This window comes from Vibrio sp. 10N.261.52.C11 (assembly GCF_041471405.1).
GTDB lineage: Bacteria > Pseudomonadota > Gammaproteobacteria > Enterobacterales > Vibrionaceae > Vibrio > Vibrio crassostreae_C.
Genome location: NZ_JBFROI010000025.1, coordinates 131,878 through 139,137, shown reverse-complemented (window position 1 = coordinate 139,137; position 7,260 = coordinate 131,878). Strand labels below are relative to the sequence as shown.

At 39.6% G+C, this 7,260-nt stretch carries 4 protein-coding genes; all 4 read right to left on the bottom strand.

The features are described from left to right. Window positions 1–414: 414 nt before the first annotated feature. The 4 genes from AB4323_RS10920 to AB4323_RS10905 are packed head-to-tail and all read right to left on the bottom strand — an operon-like array spanning window position 415 to window position 7,253. Entirely contained in the window at window positions 415–2,040 is a 1,626-nt protein-coding gene (locus tag AB4323_RS10920; RefSeq protein ID WP_371995714.1) for a DUF262 domain-containing protein, read from the bottom strand. Beyond that, the gene (locus AB4323_RS10915) at window positions 2,037–3,050 is read right to left on the bottom strand and encodes a hypothetical protein (protein ID WP_372152453.1); all 1,014 of its coding nucleotides are present in this window, start codon (window positions 3,048–3,050) and stop codon (window positions 2,037–2,039) included. Before AB4323_RS10915 ends, AB4323_RS10920 begins: the two co-directional genes overlap by 4 nt. A gap of 1 nt (window position 3,051) precedes the next feature. Next, window positions 3,052–4,191 carry a DUF3696 domain-containing protein gene (locus tag AB4323_RS10910; RefSeq protein ID WP_371995716.1) on the bottom strand — a complete coding sequence of 380 codons (1,140 nt, stop codon included), beginning with the start codon at window positions 4,189–4,191 and terminating at the stop codon, window positions 3,052–3,054. Further along, the gene (locus AB4323_RS10905) at window positions 4,191–7,253 is read right to left on the bottom strand and encodes a type I restriction endonuclease subunit R (RefSeq protein WP_371995717.1); all 3,063 of its coding nucleotides are present in this window, start codon (window positions 7,251–7,253) and stop codon (window positions 4,191–4,193) included. The genes AB4323_RS10910 and AB4323_RS10905 overlap by 1 nt, the downstream gene beginning before the upstream one ends. Between the last annotated feature and the right edge of the window lie 7 nt (window positions 7,254–7,260).

Here is a 7,260-nt window from a genome sequence, read left to right as displayed (position 1 = left end):
GTGTTCATGGCACGCTTACGGTTAAGAGCCTGATAATGCAAGGAATTACAGGCACAAAAAAGCCCACACTAGGTGGGCTCTTTCGTATAATGTGGTGCGCTACTGGACTCTACTATCTAACTTAACCAATTGATTGAATTGAATAATATAAAAGTAGAGTTTTAAGATGTTACCTCTAGTGTTACTTCAGCAAAAACTAACCTAAGTTACTCCAGTCACCCAGTAACTACACTTAGCCTAAGAGTTTTCAGCTCAAGATGCCTGATATTTCATTGAACTTAAACATGAGAGTGAGACAGCAGACTTTAAGCCATAAGTTATTGATATTAATAAAATAGAATTAAATTGCTCTCTTTTAGTATTACCTCAGGTATTACTTTGTGGCAAAGTATCATCATAGGTTCTCTTTACTCACTACACTTCATACTCTATTCCTAAAGCTTCCACAAATATTTTCTCAGCTTCGATGATCATACTTTTTCGTTCATTCAAAACTTTTCGTTTCTCATTTTCACTTGAGGCTGGGTTTAGGGCGTCCAACATTCCTTTTGTGAGGAACATATCTGCAAGATCATCATCTCTCAGATCATCTGCGTCAATAAACTTACTAAACCTATCACCATATCCTTTCAACCTAGGAACAACGCTTTCTGGGAAGAATGCGTTACCTTCACTCTTTACATCCTTAAATAGGTAGGATAGATACATTCCATCCAATTTTTTATCAAACAAATAAGGTTGAAGTTTATGATCTTTCTGTCGATTCAGCATGAAGAGAATCAAAGCATTTGAACGTACGCTTCCTGCATTTATTTTCTTTGGAAACTCTGCTGTTTTAAAAGATACACTAGGTTTATCACTATAGAGAATATCAACATTTTCACCATTTAGATAAGCTCTAAACTGATTGTATGCCTCTCTCTGCTTGCTTATTGTATAAATCGTAAAATAATTTGAATATGTAGTTATCCAAAACCATCTTTTTAGATCTTCAAGCTGATTTCTATGAGGCATATCCAATGTATTAAAAAAATCTGTAATAAATATTAGTTGCGGGATGTATGGTAATTGCTTCCCATCTAATACCAACAATTCTTCATATAAAAATTTAGCTGATTTTTCTATTGAATTTATTGTTTTTTTCGCGACTTCGATGAAGTCTTTCCTCTTGGCTAAAGTTGTCAAATTATTTGACTGATCAAAATATGCCTTACCAAAAGAGTGTGTAATACATTTTAATATCAAATCTCTTGGGTTAGGTACATTTTGAAAATTATACTGCTCCAACCTTATCAGTAAGCTATCAATCAAGCTCCCTAGCCTGAAATCCCTATCTCGGTTATATGTAAGAGCCGAGATCATCCAGTCAGGTGATATATCTGTACCTTTTGAGTTGACTCTCGAAAAAATTTCTACCGCTTCATCAACTCTACCACCATTAATATTTATTGATGGTATTTCATAGTCAATTAGTGCAGCCCCCAAGTCAGCATACCGCTCCATATACAGTTCAACTTTTTCCTCACTAAGCTCACTTTTAAGTAAGCGGGATTGAAATGAAAAAGCGGCTTTGGTATCAACAAGTTGATATAGAGGAACCTGGTAAGGTAAAATCAAGCTCTGTGCACGAGGTACTAAAAACTCCTCTGTAGATAAGTCGTAATACACATTAAACTTTTTCTCCCAAAGCTCTCTATTAACAAGGTCCTCGTTGCTATTGGGATCATTTAAACACCCAAAAAGAGCTGACAGCCTTTGGAAGCCATCAAGAATAAACCAATAATCAGGACTGTCGGGTTCAGGAAGCAAGAAACCTCCCATTTCTTCGGCCCTCTCGAAAGATTCTGATTCAGGTTTCCACATCAAAATTGAACCAATTGGATATCCATTTTTAATGCTATCAAATAAGTCTTTTATTGCATTAAGGTCCCAAACAAAGTCCCGTTGGAATTTTGGTATTTGGACGTTACCAGAACGTATACTATCCATCCAGTTGACCAAGCGTCTAACTTTGGTTTCTATTGATAATTTTTTAGTCATAGCAATTCTCGAATTTTCTGGATGATCTCTTTTAGTTCATTTGGGTTTTGTTGATACTGGGTGCGAGAAATTAAAGAAGCTCTATCTACACATTCTAAATTGAACAACTTGGGGCACTCTGTTTTAAAGTCCTCTCGACCTGAGTTAGTAAAATTCTTCATATTATTTCGCCTGAATATAGCCTTATCTTGGGCATCCACAGTCGAGAAAAGTGTCTGCAACTCTACAGGTAGAGCATCAAAATTAACATTACGGAAACCTTTTTCAAGATCAAAGTAATCTTTTTGCTCTGCTGTAAATCTCAGATAAGCCTCAATATAAGGGCGATTCTCAGTCACATCACCAAACGCGATATCTGGAATATAGTTTTCCATTTCCCGCTTTTCCAGGATATGGAATGGCACATTATTTCTGTCTAAGAATGCCACCAGATTATTTAATCCATCTTTTAAAGGTTCTGTTGAATACGTTTTATCACTATCCAAAAGGACAAAACACCTCAAATACTCGCTCTTGTCCTTAGTAAAAGATGGTGCATTAAAACTATCCTTCTCTGTTTCAATGACTTGTTCAATTGAGCTTCCTCCCCCCATTACAAATTGAATCCACCTATTATCGATGTGTTCTTTTATCTTTTTTGTATCTTGACGAAAACACCTGAATATTGCTTGTAAAAAATGAGCATCGTTACGGCTATTCTCTAAAATGATTTTCAAAGGAGAGTTAAGGTATTGAAAAGCTTCAAAAGCAGTGTGCGTATCACCAATTGCAACCTTTACCTTATCTTGACCATTATTCATCTCCATTGATTTTACAAAACTTTCTTCCAATAGCTTTTGATCTGCCACGCTTAAGCCTTGATGCCAATCAGAAGCCTCTATAGCCTCTAGAGCATCAAAGTCACTAAGATAAAATGTATGTTGTTCAGTACAAACACTCCAAACCTTATTAAGGTTATGCATATCAATATTGCTTTGACTAAAAATTTGTGGGGCAATAGTAAAGAACAAATCAATTCCCTCTTTGTGCTTTAGCTAATTTTTTTGCTTCTATAAAACTATCATTGAAGATATTTTCAGGCCAAAAACTGACATTACCTTTAGTGTCAACATCAATAGGTTTTAACTCACTAACACTAGTATCTTCATTAAAGTCCACAAAATAAATTTTTATACTTTCCGAAGGCAACACTCCTGAAGCAACAAGATTTCTAAGTCTTAAAACCATATTTTGGGAATGTGTTTCGATAAGGTATTTTTTATTTGTATCTTCAAGAACAGACTTTACAAACAACTCACCAAGATCCCCATGGGCCGCAGGGTGTAGGTGTAATTCAGGTTGCTCTAGTACAATTAACGTCTCTTCTTTGGTTGGTAAAAATGCTCTTGTTACAATAGGCAAAGCTTGACTCATCCCTTGCCCAACATCTTTAATGTTAACGTAAGTAGAAGTTTCTTCCCGGACTAATTCAACTTGATAAAATGGCGATTTTTCCTCATTAATTCTCACATTCCATCCACCCAAATGCTCTTTATACCAATCACTAAGTTTGCCAACAAAGTTATCCCCATCTTCTTGAGACTTCTGAATTAAAATAGGGTAAGCATTCTCTCCGTGAGTCCCAAGTTTCCCATTTGAACTCAAAACATGACGATTGTAGCTTCGTTCAGGTAACTTCCTGAACGGCCCAATATAATCAACATTTAGCTTTAAAGATAAGCTTTTAGTGTTGCTACAATCTGTGCGAGTAAAGCCTTTGTAATCGTTGCCATCATCGCCTAAATATTCATTCTCACCTACGATATGTTTCCACGTCAATACCGAAAACTTATCCTTCCCTTGATCTGTCTGAAATATCGAGACTTCTAGTGACTCGTTGATATCAAAAAGTCCTATTGTTAGTGCATTCGCGCCTGTCGTTTTTCTACCATGCATCAAATCTCTAAACTCAGCACCTAGTTCAACATTATCATTGACAAATTGTAACGGCTCTAGAAACTCCCCTTTAAGAGAGTGTTCAATCATACTCGGCAGCTTTGCAATCGCACTTTTTCCAGAACTATTCTTACCGATTAGAATAGTAATTGGTTTTAATTCTAGCTCTTGCTTGTTTTTGAAAGCTTTGTAATTTTCAAAAGTGATTTTTTTCATCAGTAGTGTTCCTCAATATAACCATACGCTTTAGCGAACAGCTCTTTATCTTTTCCTAAGCCAAACGGCATCAAAGTCAGCAAAAGGGCTCTTTGAATCTCTCTTGGGCCACTATTAGACGTTTGCCAACCTTCAAAGCGTGTTGAGCGAACGATCTTGTCGATTTGCTCAACAACGTCGCCTATTAGTTTTGGCGTACTCTCAGGGCGGGTTTCTAAGAACAACTTAGTTAATGCCTGCTTGTTGTCTTCTTGGGTTACTGGCGAGTCACCAGTCTCACGTTCTGCCTGAACTGTATCTTTAGCTGTATCAAGTAGCCCTTTTAACCAGTCGATTGCTTTGATCACACCCGCTTCATAATCCTGGCGAAGCTTTTCTAATCGTTCACCTAGAGCTACGAACTGAGGGTTACCACTACCGCGTAGTCTACCCATTAGATCAATTTCTAATTGGCTTGCTCGCTTCTCTTGTTCTTTTTCGGTCAGTGTAAAGATGGCGTGTTCATCCATAACTAACTCATCAATATCATCTCGGATGCGATTGATATCTGTATGCTCATGGATCATCTTGATTGTTTCTGGGCCCAACGCAGCCCACACTAGCGAGCCTGTCTGCCCTACTGGGCGAACTGATTCATAGATTTGTACCAACCACTTATAATCTGCTCTGTAAGGGGTTAAGAACGCATCTGGGTTAATCGCAGACCATAGCTTAGCTAACACACCAAAAGACGCGGCAAATTCGTCACGCTTTTCGTTGGTAGGTAAACAAGATTGCGCAGCCATGATGCCTTCAAAACCCTCAAGGGTTCTGTCGACATTAGGGAAGAAGCTTAAGCACTTATCTAGCTGCGCAGGCAATAACTCTTTGAACGCTTCGATACCTTCAACCACGCCGTCTATCTCTTCAGGGTCATAGGCTAGTGCTGTACGCAGGTTTTCAAACACACCAAGATAATCAATGATGAGACCCATTTGCTTACTTACATTATCAGTCTCGTACAATCGGTTAGTACGGCACATTGCCTGCAACAAGGTATGGTCACGTAATGGTTTATCTAAGTACATGCAATAACAGATAGGAGCATCAAAACCAGTCAACAGTTTTGCGGTAACAATCAGCAATTGAAGTGGTTGTTTAGGATCTTTGTAATCCTCTATCAAATTCTTCTGCTTTTGGTCATTACCATCAATCTCTTGCCAGCGTTCGAAGTCTTCTTCTTTAACAGGTAGCTCCAGTTCTTGTTTCCACTTACGCCAGTCCTTGTTAACCTTGCCTTTCTTGCTTGCATCTTCATCTTTGATCGGTGCTTGGTCGACATTCATGACCACTTCTACCGCATCAAAACCTAGTTTCTTACCGAGTAAGTAATACATTTGAACACAGGCGTCTCGGTCATACACCACAACCATGCCTTTCATCTGCTTTGGCTTTACATGGCTTACAAAATGATTGGCGATATCTTCACTCACCGCCGTCATGCGTTTTGGCGCTTTCAACATAATCGCAAGACGACCAGCACGTTTAGACAATGCCATTTTCTCGTCATCGTCTAGATCGTTATCTTTGACCATTTGCTCAAAGGCTTCATCAATCGCTGCACGATCCACACGAAGCTCTGCCAAACGAGGTTCGAACTTCACCGCATTGGTCGCTTTATCACGAATGGACTGCTTATAGCTGTAACGGTTCATATAGCGCCCCTCATCCTCTTCGGCACCAAAGAGTTTGAAGGTATTACGGTCGATACCAGAGATCGGCGTACCAGTTAAACCATAGAAATGAGCGTGAGGCAGTGCCCAGCGCATTTTGTCGCCAAGTGAGCCTTCTTGAGTACGATGCGCTTCATCCACCAGCACGATGATGTTGTCACGACTGTTTAGACCGTTTTCATTGCTCTCATCGATTTCGACATCTTTAAACTTGAAGACTGTAGTGATCAAAATGCCGCGACTATCTTGTTCTATATGCTCGCCAAGCTTTTTACAGCTTTGTACTTTGATGAGGTTTTTAACATCTGCTCCACCAAAGGTTTCATTGATTTGGCTATCGAGGTCTCGACGGTCAACCACAATTAACACTGTTGGGTTTTTCAGCTTGTTATCCGCACGGAGCATACGAGCGGCATAGAGCATAAGCAGGGACTTACCTGACCCTTGGAAGTGCCAGATAAGTCCTTTTTTCGGATAGCCATTTTTTACACGCTCAACAATTTGCTTTGCGGCTTCAAATTGAGGATAACGAGGCAGAATTTTAATGCGTTTAGGTGGCGTATCTTTACCTGTATTCACCGTTGAGAACAACGCGAATGACTCAAGCATTTGCAACAAGGCTTTGGGGGTCAATAAGCCTTCACAACTATCAAGTACTGTGGCTAAGCTTGCTGGAATTTCATCTCGCTGATCGGTTTTATGCCATGGCCCCCAGTCTTTCACTCGGGCATTAATTGCACCATAGGCAAAGGTGCGACCTTCAGAAGCAAAGCACAGAAGGTTTGGTACGAAGAAAGGCTCAACATTTTTCCAATAGTGCTTTTGGCCACCCATAAAATCAGCAGCGCCATCTTGCCAAGTCACACTTGGACGAGTAGCGGATTTTACTTCCCCCACCACCAGTGGGATACCGTTCACATACAGAACGATATCAAAAAACACCTCTGTCGCGGCAATAAAGTGAACCTGCTTCGCCACAACAAAATGGTTGTTTTCGGGAGTATCAAAGTCAATTAGCTTGATTGTAATGTGGTCGCCGTTCTCACCAAACGGTAGGCTTTTCTCTGCCATCAACCATTCATGAAAATTCTCGTTCGCTTTCACCAAGCCCGTATGTTTGGCTTCCAACATCAAGCCACGAAGTTTGTAGATCACTTCATCAGCATAATCGGGATTGTTACCAATATCAGGGTTTAACGAACAAAGCGCGTCTTTGAGCCAAGTATCGACGAAGATATCGTGTGTTTGCTTGGGTAGGCTTTCACCATGGCAGTAATTCCACTTTACTCCGTTTAAGCCTTTTAAACGGTCAATGATTCCATTTTCTGTGACGGTTTGTTCGTTAAACATAAACTTC

What these genes read in the sequence shown, in the direction of transcription:
- AB4323_RS10910 (WP_371995716.1), bottom strand. Translation starts at nt 4,191, where the DNA reads ATGAAAAAAATCACTTTTGAAAATTACAAAGCTTTCAAAAACAAGCAA.
- AB4323_RS10905 (WP_371995717.1), bottom strand. Translation starts at nt 7,253, where the DNA reads ATGTTTAACGAACAAACCGTCACAGAAAATGGAATCATTGACCGTTTA.
- AB4323_RS10920 (WP_371995714.1), bottom strand. Translation starts at nt 2,040, where the DNA reads ATGACTAAAAAATTATCAATAGAAACCAAAGTTAGACGCTTGGTCAAC.